The 21,391-nt window shown below is 39.6% G+C and carries 21 protein-coding genes; 9 read left to right on the forward strand and 12 right to left on the reverse strand.

What is annotated here, in order from left to right:
* Window positions 1–38: 38 nt before the first annotated feature.
* The 4 genes from xylA to F564_RS0100185 form a co-directional block, all read right to left on the reverse strand.
* Window positions 39–1,367, reverse strand: coding sequence for a xylose isomerase (gene xylA, locus F564_RS0100170; protein WP_028120803.1), 1,329 nt, complete (start codon window positions 1,365–1,367; stop codon window positions 39–41).
* A gap of 108 nt (window positions 1,368–1,475) precedes the next feature.
* On the reverse strand, window positions 1,476–2,960 hold the full coding sequence (locus F564_RS0100175) for a xylulokinase (RefSeq protein ID WP_028120804.1): 1,485 nt from the start codon (window positions 2,958–2,960) through the stop codon (window positions 1,476–1,478).
* Window positions 2,961–2,979: 19 nt separating this feature from the next.
* Window positions 2,980–3,705, reverse strand: coding sequence for an NUDIX hydrolase (locus F564_RS0100180; RefSeq protein ID WP_028120805.1), 726 nt, complete (start codon window positions 3,703–3,705; stop codon window positions 2,980–2,982).
* Window positions 3,706–4,299: 594 nt separating this feature from the next.
* Window positions 4,300–5,883 (reverse strand): Na+/H+ antiporter, encoded by a 1,584-nt coding sequence (locus tag F564_RS0100185; RefSeq protein WP_028120806.1) that lies wholly within the window; start codon window positions 5,881–5,883, stop codon window positions 4,300–4,302.
* A gap of 424 nt (window positions 5,884–6,307) precedes the next feature.
* Here F564_RS0100185 and F564_RS0100190 point away from each other — a divergent pair, with 424 nt between their 5' ends.
* The 4 genes from F564_RS0100190 (at window position 6,308) to F564_RS0100210 (ending at window position 11,211) form a co-directional block, all read left to right on the forward strand.
* Window positions 6,308–6,853: a YceI family protein gene (locus F564_RS0100190; RefSeq protein WP_028120807.1), complete on the forward strand. Its 546-nt coding sequence runs from the start codon at window positions 6,308–6,310 to the stop codon at window positions 6,851–6,853.
* Between the two features lie 19 nt (window positions 6,854–6,872).
* Entirely contained in the window at window positions 6,873–8,156 is a 1,284-nt protein-coding gene (locus tag F564_RS0100195; RefSeq protein WP_028120808.1) for a hypothetical protein, read from the forward strand.
* 146 nt (window positions 8,157–8,302) lie between these two features.
* Window positions 8,303–8,803 (forward strand): YceI family protein, encoded by a 501-nt coding sequence (locus tag F564_RS0100200; protein ID WP_028120809.1) that lies wholly within the window; start codon window positions 8,303–8,305, stop codon window positions 8,801–8,803.
* Window positions 8,804–9,063: 260 nt separating this feature from the next.
* The gene (locus tag F564_RS0100210; protein WP_028120810.1) at window positions 9,064–11,211 is read left to right on the forward strand and encodes an endonuclease MutS2; all 2,148 of its coding nucleotides are present in this window, start codon (window positions 9,064–9,066) and stop codon (window positions 11,209–11,211) included.
* 37 nt (window positions 11,212–11,248) lie between these two features.
* Here F564_RS0100210 and F564_RS0100215 read toward each other — a convergent pair whose 3' ends face one another.
* From F564_RS0100215 to F564_RS0100240, 6 genes are all read right to left on the reverse strand, one after another.
* On the reverse strand, window positions 11,249–11,626 hold the full coding sequence (locus F564_RS0100215; RefSeq protein ID WP_028120811.1) for a hypothetical protein: 378 nt from the start codon (window positions 11,624–11,626) through the stop codon (window positions 11,249–11,251).
* 71 nt (window positions 11,627–11,697) lie between these two features.
* Window positions 11,698–12,312, reverse strand: a complete 615-nt coding sequence (locus F564_RS0100220) for a DUF1684 domain-containing protein (protein WP_028120812.1) — start codon at window positions 12,310–12,312, stop codon at window positions 11,698–11,700.
* Window positions 12,313–12,442: 130 nt separating this feature from the next.
* A complete protein-coding gene (locus F564_RS0100225; protein ID WP_028120813.1) occupies window positions 12,443–13,594 on the reverse strand; it encodes an AI-2E family transporter in 1,152 nt (383 codons plus the stop codon).
* A 61-nt stretch (window positions 13,595–13,655) separates the two neighbouring features.
* Window positions 13,656–14,354, reverse strand: coding sequence for an SAM-dependent methyltransferase (locus tag F564_RS0100230; RefSeq protein WP_028120814.1), 699 nt, complete (start codon window positions 14,352–14,354; stop codon window positions 13,656–13,658).
* A gap of 337 nt (window positions 14,355–14,691) precedes the next feature.
* Window positions 14,692–15,969 (reverse strand): dicarboxylate/amino acid:cation symporter, encoded by a 1,278-nt coding sequence (locus F564_RS0100235; protein ID WP_034980350.1) that lies wholly within the window; start codon window positions 15,967–15,969, stop codon window positions 14,692–14,694.
* Between the two features lie 39 nt (window positions 15,970–16,008).
* Window positions 16,009–16,449 carry a low molecular weight protein-tyrosine-phosphatase gene (locus tag F564_RS0100240; protein ID WP_028120816.1) on the reverse strand — a complete coding sequence of 147 codons (441 nt, stop codon included), beginning with the start codon at window positions 16,447–16,449 and terminating at the stop codon, window positions 16,009–16,011.
* Between the two features lie 117 nt (window positions 16,450–16,566).
* Between F564_RS0100240 and F564_RS0100245 the strand changes: the two genes are divergently transcribed.
* Genes F564_RS0100245 through arsB form a run of 4 tightly spaced genes read left to right on the forward strand, consistent with a single transcriptional unit; the run spans window position 16,567 to window position 19,096 of the window.
* Window positions 16,567–16,890: an ArsR/SmtB family transcription factor gene (locus F564_RS0100245; protein WP_028120817.1), complete on the forward strand. Its 324-nt coding sequence runs from the start codon at window positions 16,567–16,569 to the stop codon at window positions 16,888–16,890.
* Window positions 16,891–16,949: 59 nt separating this feature from the next.
* A complete protein-coding gene (locus F564_RS0100250) occupies window positions 16,950–17,423 on the forward strand; it encodes a DUF6428 family protein (RefSeq protein WP_028120818.1) in 474 nt (157 codons plus the stop codon).
* Between the two features lie 25 nt (window positions 17,424–17,448).
* On the forward strand, window positions 17,449–18,060 hold the full coding sequence (locus F564_RS0100255; RefSeq protein WP_028120819.1) for a low molecular weight phosphatase family protein: 612 nt from the start codon (window positions 17,449–17,451) through the stop codon (window positions 18,058–18,060).
* 4 nt (window positions 18,061–18,064) lie between these two features.
* Window positions 18,065–19,096 carry an ACR3 family arsenite efflux transporter gene (arsB, locus tag F564_RS0100260; RefSeq protein WP_028120820.1) on the forward strand — a complete coding sequence of 344 codons (1,032 nt, stop codon included), beginning with the start codon at window positions 18,065–18,067 and terminating at the stop codon, window positions 19,094–19,096.
* A 104-nt stretch (window positions 19,097–19,200) separates the two neighbouring features.
* Here the strand turns inward: arsB and F564_RS20870 are convergent, their stop codons facing one another.
* Both F564_RS20870 and dnaA read right to left on the reverse strand, forming a co-directional pair.
* Window positions 19,201–19,359 carry a hypothetical protein gene (locus F564_RS20870; protein WP_154656767.1) on the reverse strand — a complete coding sequence of 53 codons (159 nt, stop codon included), beginning with the start codon at window positions 19,357–19,359 and terminating at the stop codon, window positions 19,201–19,203.
* Window positions 19,360–19,368: 9 nt separating this feature from the next.
* On the reverse strand, window positions 19,369–20,823 hold the full coding sequence (gene dnaA, locus F564_RS0100270) for a chromosomal replication initiator protein DnaA (RefSeq protein WP_028120821.1): 1,455 nt from the start codon (window positions 20,821–20,823) through the stop codon (window positions 19,369–19,371).
* Between the two features lie 135 nt (window positions 20,824–20,958).
* On the opposite strand from dnaA, the gene F564_RS0100275 reads away from it, so the two are divergent.
* A complete protein-coding gene (locus tag F564_RS0100275; RefSeq protein WP_028120822.1) occupies window positions 20,959–21,375 on the forward strand; it encodes an acyl-CoA thioesterase in 417 nt (138 codons plus the stop codon).
* The last annotated feature ends 16 nt before the right edge of the window (window positions 21,376–21,391 follow it).

A 21,391-nucleotide genomic window follows, 5' to 3' on the forward strand; every position in this document is an offset into this window, starting at 1 on the left:
CTCATTGAAATAAGTAAATCAGCTTCTCTATTGTTTTTTTAGATGTGCATGTTCACAAGAGCCTCGAATAATTCCTGTTTGCCACTTTTTGGCTGAGGCTCTCCTGTTGTATGCGCTATCTTTTGTAAATCCTCTAACGTAAGTTTACCTTCTTCAAAAGCTTTCCCATTTCCATTGTCAAAAGATGAATATCTTTCTGTTCTCAGTTTGTTATAATCAGAATTCTCCAGCACGTCGGCTGCTACCAATAATCCTTTTGCAAATGCATCCATCCCGGAAACGTGTGCGATGAAAAGGTCATCTGCATCTACAGAATTTCTACGGATCTTCGCATCGAAGTTGACACCTCCGGATCCCAAGCCACCACCTGGAAGAATAACCAACCACGCTTGTGCTAATTCTAAATAATCTACAGGAAACTGATCTGTATCCCATCCGTTTTGGTAATCTCCTCTGTTGGCATCTATGCTTCCCAACATACCGGCGTCTACCGCAGCTTGAAGCTCGTGTTCAAAGGTGTGACCTGCCAACGTCGCGTGGTTCACCTCCAGATTAAGTTTGAAGTCTTGATCCAAACCATAATTTTTCAGAAATCCAATCACCGTTTCTGCGTCATAATCATATTGGTGTTTTGTAGGTTCCATCGGTTTGGGCTCGATCAGGAAAGTCCCTTTGAACCCTTGGCTTCTAGCGTAGTCGCGAGATATCGTCAGGAACTGGGCAAGATGTTCTTTTTCACGCTTCATATCGGTATTTAGAAGGCTCATGTAACCTTCTCTTCCTCCCCAGAAAACATAATTTTCTCCTCCCAACGCAATCGTTGCATCGATAGCATTCTTGACCTGAGTTCCGGCACAAGCCACAACGTCAAAATTTGGATTTGTAGAGGCACCGTTCATATATCTCTCGTGGGTAAAAACATTGGCTGTTCCCCAAAGAAGTTTGATGCCTGTTTCTGTTTGTTTTTCTTTTGCGTAATCTACCACGGCCTGAAGATTTTTTTCATAATCTTTCCAGTTATCAGCAGGATCTACAAGATCCGTATCATGAAAGCAGTAATACCCGAATCCCATTTTTTGCATAAATTCAAAGCCTGCATCCATTTTGTATTTGGCTCTGGAAACAGCATCAGTGGACTGACTCCAAGGATGATGAATCGTGGGTCCGCCAAACGGATCACTGCCGTCTGCACATAGGGTGTGCCACCAGGCCATAGCAAAACGCATCCATTCTTTCATCGGTTTCCCCATCACCATTCTGTCTGCTTCATAATACCTGAATGCCAAAGGATTTCTACTCTCTTTGCCTTCAAATTTGATCTGTTCGATACCCGGAAAAAACTCTTTTGTTTGTGTTAAAATGCTCATATTTATTTAATTTATTTTTAGTTTGTCTCTTTGATTTTTGGTACAGAATTCCTGTCCTACTGATATTTGAGACCAGTAAGTCTGTTGCAAATTCGGTTGTGATTTTGATTATAAAATTTCTCTAAGATGCTCCTGCCATCTGTCGTAGGCTTCCAGATATTGTTCTCTTTTTTCCAACTCCGGTTCTATCACCGCTATTTTTTCAAGTGAAGAAAATGCTTCGTCAGAATCTTCATAAAATCCGATTCCGATACCCGCTGCCCTTGCTGCGCCTACTGCGCCATCTGTATCATAAAGTTCAATAACAGCATGGCTCACACTGGCCAGTGACTGGCGGAAAATTGAACTTAAAAACATATTGGCATTACCAGCACGGATCACATTGATGTCCATTCCCATATCTCTCATAATATTCATCCCGTATTCATAAGAGAAAACGATGGCTTCCTGTGCTGCGCGGAGCACATCGCCTTTGGAATGAATATTAAAATTGATCCCGTGGATAGAGCATCTGGTGTCTTTATTTTCCAAAACGCGCTCTGCACCGTTGCCAAATGGAATAATACTCAAACCTTTTGATCCAATTGGCGAGAGTGATGCCAACTCATTCATATCACCATAAGAGGATAGTGATGTTGCAAAATTGTGCTTCAGCCAGGAGTTAAGAATGCCGGTTCCGTTTATACAAAGCAAAACGCCCAATCTCATCTGCTCTTCCGAATGATTGACGTGAGCGAACGTGTTGACTCGGGACAGTTTATCATAATCTAGCTTGTCCAAAACGCCATAAACTACACCAGACGTACCTGCAGTGGAAGCAATCTCACCAGGATTAAAAACATTAAGAGACAAGGCATTATTTGGCTGGTCACCAGCTCTGTAGGAAATAGGTGTTCCTTCTTTCAATCCCAATTCTACTGCTGCCGATGTAGATACGGTTGACTGGATCCCAAAAGTGGGAACGATTTCTGGAAAGAAACTTTTGGGAATCCCATAATAATTGATCACATCTTCGGAAATACAATTGTTTTTAAAATCCCAGAATATACCTTCAGAAAGACCTTCTACTGTGATGCCTATATCTCCGGAAAGCTTCATCGCGATGTAATCTCCGGGTAGCATTATTTTATCAATCTTATTGAAAATATCCGGTTCATTTTCCTTAACCCAAGCTAATTTTGAAGCTGTAAAATTACCTGGGGAATTGAGAAGATGTGAAAGGCATTTTTCCTCTCCAATTGCTTTGAAGGCTTTTTCGCCGTAAGGAACAGCGCGGCTGTCGCACCAGATGATGGATGGGCGCAGAAGATTCTGATCCTTGTCCACCAAAATCAATCCGTGCATTTGCCAGGTTATTCCGATACCTTTGATATCTTCGGCATCGATCGCAGCGTGCGACATTACGGACTGATGTGCCAGTTTCAGATTTGTCCACCAATCGGCGGGATTCTGTTCTGCCCAACCGGGATTAATAGCCGTTATTTTCATCTCTTTTTTCGGAGAAAAATCAGAAGCTATCACTTTTCCACTAGAAGCTTCTATGAGACAAACTTTTACAGAAGAACTGCCAATATCATATCCTAATAAATACATAATTTGTAAGAAGCTTATTTTATTTGATTAATTTATTTTGAGTCTTTTTATAGATCTTGGGTTCGAATTTGTAATATCTGGCTGCACGGTGCGAAACATTACTTTCTATCTCATCCAATGCGATGATATAGCTGAATGATGATATTTTTTTATGAAAATTCTTGATATCAATTTTCTTTTCGCTCAAAGCGTTATAAAGCTGATACAATTGTCTGATGGTAAACTTCTTTGGAAGAAGCACAAAAATGATCGAAAAATCAGAATCAATCCATTTTTTGATTTCCATTAGAGACTCCTCGATGATCTTGTTATGATCAAATGGTAATTTTGGAAGCTTATCGATCGGATGCCAGTCAACCGTATCATATTTGGTACTGTTGATTTTGTGATCTATACGGCACAGAGAAAGGTAAGCCACTGTGACAATTCTGTCAATATTATGTTTATATTCTTTGCCCATCCACCTGATATCGTTTTGATTGCTGGCGCGGTTTGGATCTGCAAAACATTTGAATTGTTTCAGCACCATCTTTTTGATCCCCGTAAGCTCATACAACACCCTATTCGCCGCATCATCTACATCTTCATCACTGAAAATTAAACTCCCTGGCAATTTCTTTTGCTGAACAATAGGTACATCGTCCACGTGGCGTTGCACCAAAAGAATATTAAGTTTATTCTCCTGATCAAAACCAAAGACAACACAATCAACGGATAAATAGGTATGAATGAAATTTGGATTCATTTGACTGTTAACATTTACGTAACATCACAAATATAAAAATACAATCGATAAAAAAAAATAAATTTTCAATTACTTACTATCTATCAACAATTTACATATCTATTTATGATGATAAGATTCGCAACAAATATATGATAAGCTTATCATATAAATAATGATATCATCATATAAATACGTTGTGATAATGAGCGTAATCCGCATCGATGCATTTAATTTTCTTATCGATATTTAATATAAATTATGATAAGAAAAACTTAAAATAAATTGTATTTTTTTTAAAGAAGAGAGAGAAAAAAGCACTTTTTATTTAAAAAATGTGTTTTTAACACTTAATTATTGGGCAAAATGTGATTGCAAAACCCCAAATTGTTTACTCAGCTTCGTAAAAAGTGGATCTTTTTTAATTAAAACCATGTTTTCACTATTCAAAATACACAAAGCGCAATTGATCTTTTTAAAAAAAAAGCTGTTTGTAAAACTCTTGCCCCGCAGCTGAATTCTGATATTTAATCAAGATTATCATTGATCAAAACTAAAGAAGCCAAAACGAATGAGCTTATTTTTAGCAATCTTTATCACCATCATTTCATCAGATCAAATCATTTTCAACCGCTCTTCCTCAAGATCGAGCTGGAACAATTGCTGGCGGATGATCTCTTCATTGATCTTGGGATCTTTATTCAATTCTGTAAGATATTCCCGTTGACTTTCCAGCAGTTCTATAAAGATGCCTTTTGTCTTTTCATTCATCCAGCTGTCATCTGTCGCTTGCGCACGTTCCTCCCAATGTTTGAGAAACATTTCCAATCCGGAATGACCTTTGGGCTCATTCTCGTATTTATTCTTGAGGATATGATAAACGTGCTGCTTCAGTTCTTTTTTGATCCTTTGTTTTGTCAACGTTTCACTCTCCCCGTCGGAAATACCTTCAAACAATCCAGACCGCCTGATGATATAAGGCAGCGTAAGGCCTTGCACCAGAAGCGTCAGAAGAATGACAACGAAGGTGATAAATAAAATCAAATTTCTGTACGGGAAAGGATCGCCATTGCCCAAAGTGAGAGGAATTGCCAAAGCCGCCGCCAAAGAAACCACACCGCGCATTCCCGTCCAGCCAAGAAGAAGAGGCATGAGCCATCTTTTTTTCCACGATGACGCATAAGGCTTTACACTTGGCCGGAAAATGATGGTCGAAATCAATGCAGCGTAAGAACTGATGACTCTAGCCACAATCAGAATCACCGTCACCAAAACACCATAGCCTATCGCAGTCTCCAGCGGAATTTGATCCTTCCTCAGTCCATCTACGATCTCCGGAAGTTCCAGCCCAATAATGAGAAAAACAACACCATTGAGAATGAATATGAAACTTTCCCAGACGCTGTACCCATGGATTCTGCTGGTGCTGTCTAGAAATTGAAGCCGCCTTACCGACATAAAAAGCCCACCAGCGACAACCGCCAAGACACCAGAACTGTGAACTTGCTCCGCAATCCAATACATCACGTAAGGCTCTATGATCGTCAAAGCAATATCAGACGGTGCATCTGTGGGAAGCAGTTTGTGTGCTTTTACAAACAACCAACCCAAAAGCAAGCCCACGCCTAGACCACCAACAAGCATCCACACAAAACTCACTATGGCATCCTGCCAAATGAACTGCCCTGTTCCCACTGCCACCAAAGCAAACCGAAAAATAATCAGTGATGATGCATCATTCAACAGACTCTCACCTTCCAGAATGGTGGATGTGGATCTGGGTATTTTCACAAATTTGGTAATTGCTCCCGTACTTGCCGCGTCTGGTGGAGAAACGATGCCGCCAAGCAAAAACCCCAAAGCTATTGTAAATCCAGGGATAAAGTGATTGGTAATCAATGCTACAGAGAGCGCCGTAAAAAAGACGACCAGAAAGGCAAAACTTCCAATGATGCGCCACCATTTCTTCATCTCTTTGAAAGAGATAGACCAAGCAGCTTCAAACAGTAAGGGTGGAAGGAATATAAAAAAAATAAGATCAGGATCAATTTTCACCACAGGTAAGCCTGGAATAAAACCAATTCCCAAACCGCCTACAACCAATAAGATAGGGTAAGAAATTCTAAGTTTGGCCGCAAACATATTCAAAATAACGATGACCGCGACCATGGCCAGGAAAAAAGGTAAAAGACTATGCATTAGTAAGTTTTGTACATTAAAATACAAAAGTAACAATTACAGGCATTTATTACTATGCTAAGCCCTACAAGAAGCTATACAATCAGCATCCAGTGTGACATTTTATAAATTCATTAATAATTTAACATTTTTTATAATATTTAAAAAATTTCAATACTGATTTTAATCAGCTATGCACCACCTAACAAATGTCATATTTCACAATTCGTCAAATATTATGAATAAAGGCAAACATGATATAAATAAAATTTTAACATTTAGATGAAATCAATAAGATAAATCGATAAAAATTATCAAAGCAACAACAATACCTCTTTATAAGATTTTTGTCATCATAATATAATATTGTATTTGTTATTAATCTTATACCTTTGACATATCAAAAATGAAAAATATTTAATTATAACAATAAAATTTTATTAAAATGAAAACAACGAAAAATCTAATCAGTTTAGCATTATTATTAGGCGTAACTCTTCTTCCACAATTATCATATGCTCAAAAAATAACTCAAAAATCTACCAATGTAAAAATAAACGGCACCTCTACTTTGCACGATTGGAACATGACTTCCACACAGTCGAATTTTACCGGAACCATTAGCGGAAACATCATTACAGATGTTAGGTTTGTCATGAAAGCAGAAAGCCTGAAAAGTAAAGAAAATGCAATGGATAAAAATGCCTACAAAGCATTGCAAACCTCCAAATATCCCGAACTTATTTTTACAACGGCTTCACTTCCGGCAAGCGGAACAGCATCAATCACAGGGAATCTGACCATCGCTAATGTGACCAAAACAGTAAAAATACCGGTAACAGTTACTAAAACAGGTGCTTCTTACAGTATTAAAGGTAATGCAAAAATTAAAATGTCAACATTCGGCGTCAAAGCACCCACATTTATGATGGGAACCATCAAAACCGGAGACGACCTTTCTATCGACATCACGATCAACGCCGCTAACTAACATTAAATATCTATTTATCATGAAAAGAAATCTACTAAAAGCAAGCTTAATCACTGCTTTATTAACAGCCACATTGGGATTCGCACAGGAAGGCAAACTGGATAATTTGAAACCAAGAGATAAACGAGGGATTACTGTTTTCGAAAACCCAAAAGATACCGTATCAACCTTTGATCACCTGAGAGTGAAAGTGGGTGGCGCATTTGCCTTACAATTTCAGGCCATACAACACGAGAACAACGCCACACCTGTCATGGTAGCCGGCGTGAACACCACCAAATTATTTGACATAGGAAACAATATCAACCTTCCTACCGCAAACCTGGACTTAGATGTGGCCTTGTACGACGGGATCAACCTTCACCTGAGAACCTTCCTATCATCCCGTCACCACAATGAGACTTACGTGAAAGGTGGTTATTTACAAATCGACAAACTGGACTTTATAGAAAAAGGTTTTGCAGAAAACATTATGAAGTACACCACCATCAAAGTAGGTCAAGATCAGATCAACTACGGTGATGCACAACTCAGAAGAACCGATAATGCTTATGCCATCCTGAACCCATTCGTAGGCAATTACCTAATGGATGCCTATGCAACATTCCCTTTCGCAGAGGTCTATTACAGAAGAAACAACGTGATCGTCATGGGCGGCGTTACAAACGGCAGACTGAACCAAACGGCAACAGGAGGCACAAGTCCCGGGATCTATGGGAAATTGGGCTACGACAAACAGATCAACGAGGACCTTAGAATTAGACTAACAGGATCTGTCTATAACATCGCAAGAGCACCTCGACTGGATTTCTACAACGGAGACAGAGCTGGTTCTAGATATTATTTCGTCATGGAAAATACAGCAGCCACCTCTTCTGCACAGATGAGATCTGGAATGGTAGATCCCGACTTCTCAAATACCTTGACCACATTTATGATCAACCCGTTTGTGAAATACAAAGGATTGGAATTCTTCGGCATCTTTGAATCTGCTTCAGGACGTAATCTTGTAGAAACAGAAAGAAGAACCTACAACCAATATGCAGCAGAATTGCTTTACAGATTTGGCAACACAGAGAACTTCTACTTCGGCGGACGATACAACAAGGTAGACGGAAAACTGGTCTCAGGAGAGGACATCAGTGTAGACAGATATAACATTGGCGGCGGCTGGTTTATGACCAAAAACATTCTTACAAAACTAGAATACGTCAATCAGAAATACGATGGATACCCAACAACCAACATCCGTAGAGATGGCAAATTCAGCGGCGTTGTCGTAGAAGCGATCATCTCTTTCTAAAACATCCACTTTACACAGCAGAGGAAACTCGCGGGCTTCCTCTGCTTTTTTAAAATAAAGCCTTAGCAATCAACTAATTGAAGCGCACAAACAACCACTCAAACCAACGACTGCGCAGGTTATTCAGAAAACTAAATATCACCCCAATGAAAATTTTTTATTTACTTTTCGCATGCTGTACTTTTTTTGCAAACGCCCAGGAAAACTACGTCCAGATCAATGGCAGTACCAATGTAAACCATTTCCAATGCGTCAACAACAAGTTCAAATCAGAAACAGGTCTTTATAATTTTTCCGAAAAAAAACTGCCCAATATCATTCTAAGGGTCGCAGATTTTGATTGCGGAAACAAGATGATGACAAAAGATTTTCAAAAAATACTGAATGCCGAAAAATATCCCCATATGACCGTCAGATTCATCAACTTCACAAAGACACAAAACAGCTTTCTCGCCGTCATCGAAGTGAAAATGATGAACCAAAGCAGAAGATACAATGTAGAATTTGGGATAGAAAACAGCAAACTAGTAGGGCGTAAGAATGTCAAATTCAGTGATTTCAACATCACACCACCGACAAAAATGGGCGGAATGATCGTCGTCAAAGATGATCTCAACCTCACCTTCAGCCTATCCACAAAAATTTAATACTTTTTCATATAATTAGATTTTTCATTGCAGCATCACTGGCTTTCCGGTGATGCTGTTTTTTTATTGGGGCGTCTTTATCCGTCTACAGCTCCCGCTTTTTTCCGGCATTGCGATCGCCGTGAAACCATCTGTAGAACATGGCCAGAACCGCAATGCCAGAAAAAGAGCTCCGCTTGCGCCGGGACGCGCTTCGCAAGGGTCAACATTTCACAACCAAATCAAATGACAACATCAATTCTAATTCGTAAATTTGCATTGTGAATATCAATCAAGCAGACCTTAATGAACTAGAATTTCCGGAACTTCTTTCGGAGATCGCACCTTTCGCATTCTCGCCAAAAACGGCAGACAAAATCATGGAACTTCGCCCAATGCCGATTGACGAAGCCGAAATCTCATTAAAAAAAACCTCAGAATTCCTTTCAAGTTTTGAAGGCGCAGCGGCCATTCCCTTCGATGAATACGAAGACATCGAAGAAGAACTGAAACTGATGCTGATCGAGAATTTCCGACTGGAAAACAAATCCTTCATCAGGATCAAAACAATGACGGAACAAGTCGGAAAACTGCAGCGGTTCTTTCCTCAGCTTTCCGAGATCTTCCCAACCCTTCTGGAAGAAATCAAACACCTCGAATTCCGAAAAGAAATTGTTGACAAGATCGACAAAGTCTTCAACCGTTTCGGAGAAGTGAAAACCGAGGCATCACCACTACTGAAAACCCTTAGAACAGAGATCCAACACGCCAGAAAAGCCATTAGTGAAAATTTCAACCGCGCCTTATTCAATTACGGACAAAGCGATTTTCTGGATGACATTAAGGAAAGCATTATTGAGGATCAACGCGTTTTGGCAGTCAAATCGGGATTTAAGAAAAGAGTTCCGGGTAGGGTTTTAGGGATTTCAAAGACAGGCTCTATCACCTTTATCCAGCCGGAAAGCGTGGTAAAACATTATTTCAAACTGAAAGAAAATCAGGAAGAAGAGAAAAAAGAAATCGATAAGATCCTCAGAAAACTGACCGCCGACATTGCAGAATTCCAGCCACAACTCACAGATTACCAGTCTTATATCTTCGATCTGGATTTCATCAGAGCCAAAGCAAAATTTGCAGACCAAGTCAATGGCATTTTACCAAAAATCAACCGTCATCAGACTTTGAGATTGAGAGAAGCTTTTCATCCGTTACTTTGGATAAGAAACAAAAAAGAGAAAAAAGAAATATTTTCGCAAACGATTTCATTAACAGAACACAACAGAATCGTCTGTATATCCGGACCAAACGCCGGTGGAAAATCCATCACCTTGAAAACGGTTGGCCTTCTGCAACTGATGATCCAGAGTGGCATCCTTGTGCCTTGTCATCCAAAATCCGAGATGTTCTTCTTCGAGAAAATAATGACAGATATTGGCGACAATCAATCCATAGAGAACCACCTTTCTACCTACTCTTCCCGACTGAAAAAGATGTCCGGAATGATCAAAGAGGCCGACGGAAAATCACTGTTGCTGATCGACGAATTCGGGACAGGATCGGATCCGGAATTGGGCGGCGCTTTGGCAGAGAGTTTTCTGGAATTCTTCTATGACAAAAAGAGCTTCGGGATCATTACAACGCATTACACCAATATCAAAATTGTTGTAGAAAATCTGCCCGCAGCCACCAATGCGGCGATGCTTTTTGACGAAAACTCGCTAGAACCTTTGTATAAATTAGAAGTTGGCCAAGCCGGAAGTTCTTTCACTTTTGAAGTAGCAGAGAAAAACCGAATCCCGAGATTCATCATCAATTCTGCCAAGAAAAAAGTGGAACACGACATCGTGAACCTTGATAAGACGATCGTGAAACTACAGCAGGAAAAATTCGAGATAGAAAAAATCAAATCTGATCTGTCAGAAAAACGAGATTCTGTAGAAGATAAGCGTGATAACCTTCACAAACTGAATGAACAGCTTCAGCAGAAATTGCACAATTTCCAAAAATTATATGAAGACGAACACCGCAAACTGCAGTTCGGAAACAAGATAGAAATTTTCATAGACAGCTACGTCAAAGGGAAATCCAGAAAAGATGTGGTGAAAGATTTCGTAAAAATTCTTGAACAAGAAAAATACAGAAAACTGGGCGTAGACAAAGACGAAAGCAAGCGTCTGCAAGTCATCAAGCGTAAAATTACGCAACAGCTGAAAAAAGAAGATGTGCAGGAAAAAATCGTAGAAACCAACGAGAAGCTGGAAGAAAAACGCGTCGCAGAAAGAGCCGTCTGGATGAAAGTTGGCCAACGCGTCCGAATCAAAGGCAGCGCGAGCGTCGGAACCATAGACGAGATCAAGAAAAGTAAAGTCACCGTGAACTACGGAACGTTCAAAACCACGATCGATTCCGGGGAATTGGAGAGGATTTAAAAAAAAAAAGCGATCAAAATTTTGATCGCTTTTAATTTTATGCGTGAAAATGTGATTTCACTTCCTCAAGAACTTGTTCTTCGCTCAGTTGCGAATCTGTTCCTAGTTTGATAGTCAGGTTTTTGTACTGAGGCGTTTCCAAAAGGTGGTTTCTCAACTCTTCCTGAGAAGTTCCTGGTCCTGTAATGTACAGATCTGTACTGTTGGTAATCAGTTTTTCTATCTCTTTGTAGAATTTCAGTTTGTTGGATTGCTCTGCGTTGTTCGCTGCATTCTCGCTGGAGTTACCGTGTTGGATTTCCGCTTTTACCGTATCCAGCACTGCAAACTCTGTTACTTCCTGTCCATCGTGATTAGTTACTACTATTGCCTTTGTGCTGTCTATCCATAGTCCAGCTGCTTTTTTATCGCTCATAATTTTTTGATTTAAGGGATAGGTTTCAAGCTTCGTGCTAATGTGCTGTTAAAGGAAGTTAAAGTTGGAAATTAAGGATGATAAACATCTTCATACATCACGCCGGCTTCTATTCTCACAGGCAATTTGTTATTCTCCGGAACAATTGGACAGTTGTAATCAAAAGCGTTATAAGCGCAATAGGGCTGGTAAGAAAGGTTGAAATCCAGAATGATCTCGTCATTTTTCGGGATCTTCAGATCCATATATTTTCCGCCGCCGTAGGTTTCTTTGCCATTGGTCTCATCGCGAAAGGGCAGAAAAAGATGGTCTTTATACTGCTCCAACTTCATCAGATCCAGACTTTGATAAACAGTTAAAGTATATGTTTTACCATCTAATTGAAACTCAGCTTTTCCATATTCCTGATACTGTTTGAATGCCCCGGAAGAAGTTGGCAACTCAAACGGAACAGGGTTTTTAGTCTTTACAAATTTTGATGTAACGTTGTAGTCCCAATCCACCGGAAAGAACGGGTGTTTTTTGAAATTCGCCTGGTTATCGCCTCGCAACGGCGATTCTTTGGGGTTCAGATATTCCGCATTCAGTTCTTTTTGGAACTTTTTAACAGCAGCAAGATTTTGTTTTTTGGTCTGAGCATTCAGAAACAAAGAGCATATTACGAATAGTAAACTTAGTTTTTTCATCGTTTTCATTTTAATATTTGGGCAGCTTAATCCGCCTTCCACTCCCAATCTTTTGTTCGTCGTTCCTCCTCGCAAAAGGATTTCCGTTCAAGTCGGGCTGCGGGATTGTATACTTTTAGAAGTTTTAACATTATTTAGTCGGTTCATCTTTCGGATCAGAAATTATTTCCACTTTTTCGATCTTCGTTTTCTTCACCAAAAAATACTTGTCAAAAGTTGATTTGAATACCGGAACATCATCATCTTCTCCCATCAGAAATCCCCAGGACTGCAAACCCTCTACTCTATCAAAAATGATTTTAAGAATCGCTAAAACAGGAATTGTCAACAGCATTCCTGCAATGCCCCAAAGCATCTCTCCAATCACCAGACCAATGATCACAATCAAAGAATTGATCTTGACTTTGGAGCCAACAACTCTTGGCATAATGATATTCCCGTCGATGGCGTGGATTACAACAATTGCAATGACAATAAACAAAACATGACTGACGCCTGAGGTAGCAAACGTGATCAAAGCACCAACCAACAAAGCTGTAAAAATGCCGATATAAGGCAGAATATTCAAGATTCCTGTGAGAATCGCAAGCATAAAATTATATTTGACACCAATACTCGTATAAGCAATCAGGGATAAAACAGTCACAATCAGCATTTGCAGAAACAATCCTACCAGATATTTTTTCACCATAAACTGAATATTTTCTATGATCTCAAAGACTGTCTTGTGATGAGTTTCTGAAAAACTGGCGACTAGAAACTTCAGCAGATGGGTTCTATACAACAGAAAAAACAGGGTAAACAGAAATGTAAAACCCGTGAGCATCAGCACATAACCCACAGATTTGAGTGCTGTTTCCAGAATGGCAGTTCCTGTACTGATCGATTTTTTGGCGGTATCATTCAGGTAAGTTAACTGCTCTTTTCTTCTCACGCCAAAGGTTCGGGAAATCCAACCCTGAAGATCATCTATCAATGCGGTAAACTGCTTTTGAAATGATGAACAGTCGTTTGCCAGCTTCGCCACTTGGATAGATAAACCATAGATCACACCACCAATGATGGCTAATGCCAGAAGACTGGCTATAATAGAGGACAAACCCCTAGGGAACCGGAGCTTTTTCTCCATAAAACGGCACAGCGGAAAAAGCAAAATAGCGATCAGCAATCCTAAAACCATCGGAATCAGGATCTGCTCACCAATGATGGCAAGAAAACCCAGAATCACAATGCTTATTAATACAGACGAAAGTTTGAGGTAAAAAGGGAAAGTTTGCTTCATAAGAGTAGAGCTTAGGTTTTAAAGGTTAGAAGTTAGACCAAAATCCAGTTTCTATGACATCTTATTTCCCAATCAAAAAAACAGTAGGGATTTTATGCAACTCAGGTCTTTGTTTTTTCCAGTCATTGACGGTTTTTGTTTGGATGAATTCGTTCTCAGGATCATTGATATTAGCTGCGATGCATAGTTTTGTATTCGCATTCAGGAATTTTGTAAGATCTTCAAAAAGTGGATTGTTGCGGTAAGGGGTTTCCATAAAGATCTGCGTGAAGCCCGTTTTATCCACCAGACTTTCCAGATGTTGGATTTCCTTTTTCTTCTTCTCTTTTTCGATGGCCAAATAGCCGTTGAACGAAAACTGCTGACCGTTGAAACCACTTGCAATCAAAGCCAAAACGAAAGAACTTGGCCCGTTGACAGGAATCACTTTGATATTGTTTTTATGAGACCAACCGACGATTATATTTCCCGGATCACCGATGCAAGGCAAACCCGCTTCTGACAATAATCCGAAATCCACACCTTCTTTCATGAGTTTTTGGGCTTCTTTAAGATCTGCAGTTTCGGTATGTTTGTCGAGAAGATACAATTTTAGTTCTGGTTGCTTCTTTTCCGTAGCGAAAAACCTGATGACTTTTCTGGCCGTTTTTTCATTTTCCACAAAGTAATGATCGACATTCATAATGATGTCTTTAATCGTTGGTGCAAAATAACAGATTGGTGAGTTCTCGGAAAGGTAAGCTGGTAAAAGGTAAAGCATATTTTTGTTGTAAAAAGTATATTGTCTATAGTAAAAAGTACTTACTGTTTCATGGTCATTGCGTATGAAAACTAACGTAGTGGTGGCGCAATCAATCTCAACCGCTGAGTTTCCTACGGAATGACAAAATTATGTTTTTAATATTGAATCTTGTTATATGTTGAATCTGCAGCCCGACTTGAGTGGAGCTCTTTTTCTGCCATTGCGATTGTAGAAAAGTTCTATAGATGGCTTCACTTCGATCGCAATGGCAGAAAAAAGCGGGAACGGAAGGCGGATTAAGCTGCCCAAACCTAACGCAGTGGTTCAACGTAGTCAAATTTCATTAATGACAAAGTTAGTTCAAAACTTCCTTCAATCGGTCTTTGTCGAGGCGATTTTCCCAATTGGAAACGACTACCGTTGCAACGGCATTTCCAATGACATTGGTCACTGCACGACATTCGGACATAAACTTGTCGATCCCGAGAATTAAAGTCATCCCCGCAATCGGAACTTCGGGCACGACCGCCAAAGTTGCTGCGAGCGTGATAAATCCTGCACCGGAAACGCCCGCTGCACCTTTGGAACTGAGCATCGCTATTAAAAGCAAACCCAGCTGATGCTCCAAAGTGAGATTGATGTTGCAAGCCTGAGCGATAAACAGCGCCGCCAGAGTCATATAAATATTGGTGCCATCCAGATTGAAGGAATAGCCTGTCGGTACCACCAAACCGACCACGGCTTTTTCACAGCCCGCATTTTCCAGCTTTTTCATGAGTCCCGGAAGGGCTGGTTCAGATGAACTGGTTCCTAAAACCAATAGGATTTCGTCTTTTAAATATCTAAGCAATTTGAACATATTGAATCCATTGTACCACGCCACACTTCCCAAAATCAAAATGACAAACAAGGCAGAAGTGAGATAAAATGTACCAACCAGCATGGCGAGATTTCTCAGAGACGCCACGCCGTATTTCCCAATCGTAAAGGCCATTGCTCCGAAAGCACCAATGGGAGCGAGTTTCATTAATATCTCTACAATTTTGAAAATCGGAATCGTCAAAGTCTGTAGGAAATCCTGGACCGGTTGGCTTTTCTCAGAGGTCATAGCCAATGCCACCCCAAACAGAATGGCGACCAAAAGAACCTGTAAAATATGATCGCCTGTCAAAGGACTGAAAAGGGTTGCCGGGATGATATTGAAAATAAAACTGACCAAAGAATTGTCGTGCGCCGCTTGGACATATTTCTCGATCTCTGCGCCGTTGAGCGTACTCGGGTCGATGTTGAGACCTTTTCCGGGCTGAACAATGTGACTGACAACCAAACCGATCATCAAAGCCAAGGTAGAAAACGTGAAGAAATAGATGAACGCTTTCCCAGCGACTCTTCCGACTTTTTTGAGATCGCTCATTCCGGCAATTCCAGTGGTAACCGTGAGGAAGATCACTGGCGCGATGATCATCTTCACCAGTTTGATAAATCCGTCGCCCAGAGGTTTCATCTTCTCGCCCAGATCTGGATCAAAATAACCGAGCGAAACACCACATAGGATGGCAATCAGCACCTGAATATACAGATGCTGATAGAACTTTTTGGGTTTCAGCTGTTTTTGTTCAATGTCAAAATTCATAAGAGTGGCTTGTCTTACAAATTTAGAATTGTTTCAGCGTTATACGGTATTGTTCTTGATTTTTTGAGCAATTATTTCGCAGGATTCGTCGAGCATTTTATAAACTTGATCAAAACCATCGATACCTCCAAAATAAGGATCCGGAACTTCCTGGTCACTGCTAAGGATTAATCTGACTTTATGTTTTTGAGAATCATTTGCGAGTTTCAAAACATCTTTGTAGTTGTTTTTGTCCATACAGAAAATGAGATCAAACCTATCAAAATCCGGTTTTGAAATTGGCCTTGATTTTTGGTTAGAAATATCGATTCCGTTTTTGATGGCGGTTCGGATGGAGCGTTCGTCTGGCTGACTTCCCTCGTGGTAATTGATGGTGCCGGCGCTGTCTACCAGATAACCGTCTCCCAATTTGTGTTTCAAAATCCCTTCAGCCAGAGGACTTCTACAGATATTTCCGAGGCAGACCATTAGTATTTTCATTGTAAAAAGTATCTAATTAAAATTAAAAACATCCTCAATTTATTGATTTAAAATTTAATTCAAAAACATTTTGTCGTTAAATCTATTATCGTAATATTGCAATATTAAATTAGAATAATGGGAGCTAGCAAAACAGAACATTTCACAGACCGTCAAAATCAGATCGCCAACATCACCAAAGCATTGGGACATCCCGCAAGAATTGCGATCATAGAATATCTAATGAAAGTGAATGAATGCATCTGCGGCGACATTGTGAACGAACTGCCTCTGGCTCAGCCAACCGTTTCTCAGCATTTGAAAGAACTTAAGAATGCCGGACTGATCAAGGGGAATATTGAAGGAACATCCATCTGCTATTGTATAGATGAAACCACGTTTGCTATCCTGAAAAATTATTTCTCCAACGTCATTAGCGTCACCGAAGGGAAATGTTGCTAGGCATTTTTTGACCCAATCCATCGTCCTATTGCAATCAAACAAAATTAAAATATAAAAAAATGAAACTTTCAGACCTAAAACAGATCTTACCAACGTTGGAAAATGTGGAATTTCAGCTGGAAAATGGAACAATGGTTCCGGAACACTTCCACGTGACAGAAGTCGGAATGATCACGAAAAACTTCATCGACTGTGGTGGCGTCATCAGAAGTGAAAAAGTCGTCAATTTCCAGTTATGGAATGCAGATGATCTTGATCACCGCCTGAAGCCAAGCAAACTTCTCAATATCATTCAACTTGCTGAAGACCAACTAGGCATCGAAGATCATGAAATTGAAGTCGAATACCAATCTGAAACCATCGGGAAGTACGATCTGGCATTCAACGGGAAAACATTTGTCCTGAAAAATAAAACAACAGCTTGTTTGGCTCAGGATGCGTGCGGCATTCCTGCAAAAAAACAAAAGAAAAACCTGTCTGACTTCACAGCCAATCCTTCAAACTCCTGTACACCAGGAAGTGGCTGCTGTTAAACCAAAAATCTAAAAATCAAATCCGATGAATGCTACCATCAAAGACCGTTGCGAAATTATCAGCCAAAACTTTAAAGAGATCAATGCTGAACGGAAAATGCGATTGGAAAAATTAGCAGATCATATTCAGGGAAAATCAGACTCCGGCAAAGCAATCCATTTGCTTTATGTTTGTACGCACAACTCGCGCAGAAGTCATCTGGGACAGGTTTGGGCGAAGGTTGCTGCAGATTTTTACGGCTTTGATATTGAAACATTTTCAGCAGGTACAGAGGCGACAGCTTTTAACCAGAACGCCATTGACGCACTCATCTTTTCAGGTTTTGAGGTAAAAAAGCTGGATGAATCTGATAATCCAACATACCAAGTCATTTTTGGAGAAAACAAATCGAATCTCTGTTTTTCCAAAACGATAGAGCACGCCAGTCTGCCGAAAGAAAACTTTGTCGCCGTGATGACTTGTGGTGATGCAGACGATAATTGCCCTTTCATTCCAGGATGCGATCTGCGGATTGGAACGACCTATTTTGATCCGAAATCTTACGATGACTCTTGTCTTGAAAACGAAAAATATAACGAAAGAAGCAATCAAATCGCCATGGAATGCCTGTATGTTTTTTCCTTAATTAAAAAATAAATTGATGCAGACGAAACTAAAATTTCTCGACCGTTTTCTCACCGTTTGGATTTTCCTTGCCATGGCCATTGGCATTGGATTAGGGTTTGTTTTTCCAGACATTTCCAAAACTGTAGATTCGTTTACCTTGGGCACCATCAATATTCCGCTGGCATTGGGACTTATACTGATGATGTATCCGCCATTGGCAAAAGTGGATTATTCTCTGCTACCCGTTGCTCTCAGAGACAAAAAGACAGTTTCACTTTCTTTGTTGCTGAACTGGATCGTGGGTCCGATTTTGATGTTCATTTTGGCCATTATCTTTTTGAAAAGCGAACCGGACTATATGGTCGGCTTGATATTAATTGGCTTGGCAAGATGCATCGCAATGGTGATCGTCTGGAATGATTTGGCAAAAGGAAACCGTGAGTATGCTGCACTTTTGGTAGCACTCAACAGTATTTTTCAAATCTTTTCGTATAGCTTTTTTGTGTGGCTTTTCATTCATGTTTTACCGCAGAAATTAGGTTTTGGAGATTTCCATATTTCGGTACCGATGCGCGATGTGACAGAAAGTGTTTTGATCTATCTAGGAATTCCTTTCTTAGCAGGTTTTCTCAGCCGATCTATTTTGGTCAAATTAAAAGGAACAGAATGGTACAACATAAAATTTGTTCCTGCAATTTCACCGTTGACGTTGTATGCATTACTGTTTACCATCGTTTTAATGTTCAGTTTAAAAGGTGATAAAATTGTAGAATTGCCGATGGATGTGGTGAAAGTAGCTATTCCTTTGGTTATTTATTTTATATTAATGTTTTTCGTAAGTTTTTTCATCAATCAATCTATGAATGTTCCTTATGACAAAAATGCAGCGATCTCATTCACGGCTACCGGAAACAATTTTGAACTGGCTATTGCGGTGGCTATTTCTGTCTTCGGAATTCATTCTGCACAGGCCTTTGTTGGGGTAATTGGGCCGCTGATAGAAGTTCCGGTTCTGATTTTGCTGGTAAAAGTGAGTTTGTGGTTAAGAAAAAAATGCTACCGTTAACTGTTCTCGTTTTATAATGTGATCACCTGCAATGACTCAATCATGGCAAACACGTGATAGTTCTTGGTAAAGCTGACGCCTTTGCATATCTTAAAAACGCTTAGTCAGTAAAATTCTTTGTTGGATCTTGCATTCAACTGAGCAGAATGAAGAATAGCAGCTATCTCTTCGTGCAGGAAACCAATGTCAAAATGAAAGAAAACTTCACCCTCAAACCTTTGGAAAAACAGCATAAAAAAATGTCTGAATAATTCTCCAGACATTGTTGATTGTTATTGAGCGATCTTTTCTTTCAGATCCTTGATATATTTTTTAAGTTCTTTATCAATCTTCGAAACATCTCTGATCGTATCACAGGCATACATCACCGTTGAGTGGTCTTTTCCGCCCATTTCCTCACCAATTTTTGTGAAGGTTGCGTTGGTGTACTCTTTTGCAAAATACATAGCCAGCTGTCTAGGCAAAGCAATTTCTCTTTTTCTGGTTTTAGACAACAACTGTTCTCTCTGGATTCCAAAATAATCGCAAACAATCTCCTGAATGTAAGGAATATTGATGGTTTTCTTCTGGGTTGTCGCCAGTTTATTGATGGTGTCTTTCAACAGGTCAAGACTGAAATCTGATTTGTAAACGGTAGAATAAGCGATTACAGCATTGACAACACCTATCAGTTCTCTCACACCGTTCGTTTTAACTTCCGAAGCCAGATAATCCAGCATATCGTCTGTCAATTCGATACCGTCTCGGCTTAATTTATCAACAATGATTTTTCTTCTGGTTTCGAAGTTTGGCGATTTGATCTCTGCAGAAAGTCCCCATTTGAAACGGGAAATAATTCTTTCCTGCGTATCAAGGATATCTGCCGGCGCTTTATCAGAAGTCAGGATAATCTGTTTCCCATTCTGATGCAAATAATCAAAAATATGGAAGAAACTGTCCTGGGTTGCTGCTTTACCAGAAAGGAACTGGATATCATCGATGATCAAAACATCGATCATCTGATAGTAATGCTGAAAATCTGTTTTGTTCTGAGACTTTGCTGCTTTTACAAAATCCTGAATAAATTTTTCTGACGATTGGTAAAGAACCACTTTCTCGGGATAAGAAGATTTTACTTCCAGACCGATCGCTTGCGCCAGATGGGTTTTACCAACACCATAACCTCCATACACAAACAAAGGATTGAACGCTGTAGAACCTGGCCTTTTCGCAATAGATCTTGCAACAGTTGACGCAAACTTGTTGCTCTCTCCTTCTATAAAATTGTCAAACGATTGATCTGCTTTCAGATTAGAATCAATATTGATCTTCTTGATCCCTGGAACGACAAAAGGATTGACGTTGGTATCTTTAAGAATTGGTCTTGCTTCCTGTATTTTTGGCTGTTGGGTAGAGATTCCTTTGACGTTCATCGTAATTGGTTTCTCTTTCCCGGATGGTTTGTTTTCCATCACAGAATACCACAACTTTACCCCTTTACCGATGTTTTTCTTGAGCGCAGCAGACAGTAAAGACAGGTAATTGTCTTCTATATATTCTTTGTAAAAATCACTAGGAACTAGCAAGGTCAGATTATTGTTCACCAAAGAAATTGGTTGAACTTTATCAAACAACAAGTCAAAAGAATTTTCTAACTTTTTGAGGTCCGTATTATCCTCCGCTGCGTTTAGGTTGTCTCTCATGAATTGGAGACATCTATCCCAGATCAATACTAAATTTTCATTCATTTTTCTGCTGCTATTTCCGGTAAGATTTTAGTTTTTTTAGAAGACAACAAATATCCAATTATTAATTTTCTAAAAAAAATTTTTTCACTATTGATTATTAAAAAATATATTTGTATGAATTATTAATGACTTAAAATGATACACACAATCACCACATTACGAGTGCGTTACGGCGAAACAGACCCTATGAAATATGTCTATTATGGGAACTATGCAGAATATTTTGAAGTAGCCAGAGTAGAACTTTTCCGAAGCCTCGGGATGTCTTATGACGAAATCGAAAAGCGTGGCATTTTCCTTCCCGTTTCCGAATATAAAATTAAGTATTTGAAACCAGCACTTTATGACCAACTTTTGGAAATACGGACTTACGTTAGAAAAATTCCGGGCATCCGGATCGAGTTCGATTATGAAATTTTCAACGAAGATCAGGTGAAAATCACAGAAGCTTCTACCACACTTTTTTTTCTGGATTCTCAAACCAATAAGATCGTAAAATGTCCGGATTATCTCATGGATCTGATCGTAAAAAAATGGGACGACACTATTTAATTTTCAAACATAGCGG

Origin of the sequence: Epilithonimonas tenax DSM 16811, assembly GCF_000428485.1 — a bacterium.
Lineage (GTDB): Bacteria > Bacteroidota > Bacteroidia > Flavobacteriales > Weeksellaceae > Epilithonimonas > Epilithonimonas tenax.